Origin of the sequence: Mycobacterium sp. E2479 (assembly GCF_001667925.1) — a bacterium.
GTDB lineage: Bacteria > Actinomycetota > Actinomycetes > Mycobacteriales > Mycobacteriaceae > Mycobacterium.
Window position 1 is genome coordinate 1 of record NZ_LZJR01000164.1, and the last position, 1,183, is coordinate 1,183.

Below are 1,183 nucleotides of genomic sequence, written 5' to 3' on the forward strand. Positions count from 1 at the left end.
CGGGCGAATGACGTCCCGGTCACCGGCAGCGCTATCGACTGGCCGCCACGATGTTGGGCCCAAGCAATGTTGAGGTCTTCCAACACAATTCGCCACGACACCCCGTCGACCGCCAGGTGGTGCACGATCAACACCAGCTGGCCCGTCGAGGCAGCCCACAACGCGCTAAGCATCACCCCAGCGGCAGGGTTCAATCGCGCCCGCGCCTCCAGGAGCGCGTCATCGGAGACGACATCGACCGACCGCAGACAAGAGCCGGCCTGCACCGAACCGGTCTCGGGCACTCGCATCGACCAGGCCCCGCTGCCATCGTCCTCGACACACAGCCGCAGCATGGCATGCCGATCCAGCAGGGCCTGCAACACCACCACCACGTCAGCCTCGGTCACCCCCGCGGGGGCCTGCACCACCACCGTCTGATTGAACTGATCGGTCGGCCCATCGACCTGCGCCAACCAGCGCATAATCGGCGTGGCCACCACCGGCCCGACACCCTCATCGATGCGACCATCACCGTCGGCCACCCCCGCGACCCGCGCCAACCGAGCCACCGTCTGCTCAACGAAAATATCGCGCGGCCTACACACCAACCCGGCCGCTCGAGCCCGCGCCACCACCTGCATCGACGAAATGCTGTCGCCACCAAGTTCGAAAAACGAGTCATCGACCCCGACGCGCTCCAACCCAAGAACCTCGGCATAGATGCCAGCGAAGATCTCCTCGACGGCATCACCGGGAGCGCGATAACGATCCCCATCGGCGTAATCCGGTGCCGGCAACCCGCGAGTGTCCAGCTTGCCGTTGACGGTCAATGGCAGCGCGTCGAGCACCACCACCGCGGTCGGGACCATATAGCCGGGCAGCCGCTCGGCCAACGCGGCGCGCGCTCTGGCCGGGTCGACTGTGCCGGTGACGTAGCCCACCAGGCGCTTGTCGCCGGGGCGGTCCTCGCGCGCGATCACCGCCGCCTGCTCCACGCCCTCCACACCCATTAAGGCTGTTTGGATTTCGCCGAGTTCGATGCGATACCCGCGGATCTTGACCTGCTCATCGGCACGGCCCAGATAATCCAACTGCCCATCAGCACGCCAGCGCACCAGATCCCCGGTGCGGTACATCCGCACGCCCGAATCCCCGAACGGACACGCCACAAACCGCGACGCCGTCAACCCCGCACGACGCA

At 66.5% G+C, this 1,183-nt stretch carries 1 protein-coding gene; it reads right to left on the bottom strand.

Annotation, left to right across the window (positions count from 1 at the left end):
• Nucleotides 1-1,183 (bottom strand): phosphopantetheine-binding protein (locus A5686_RS25595; protein WP_156750241.1); only part of this gene is annotated, 1,183 nt, incomplete at both ends.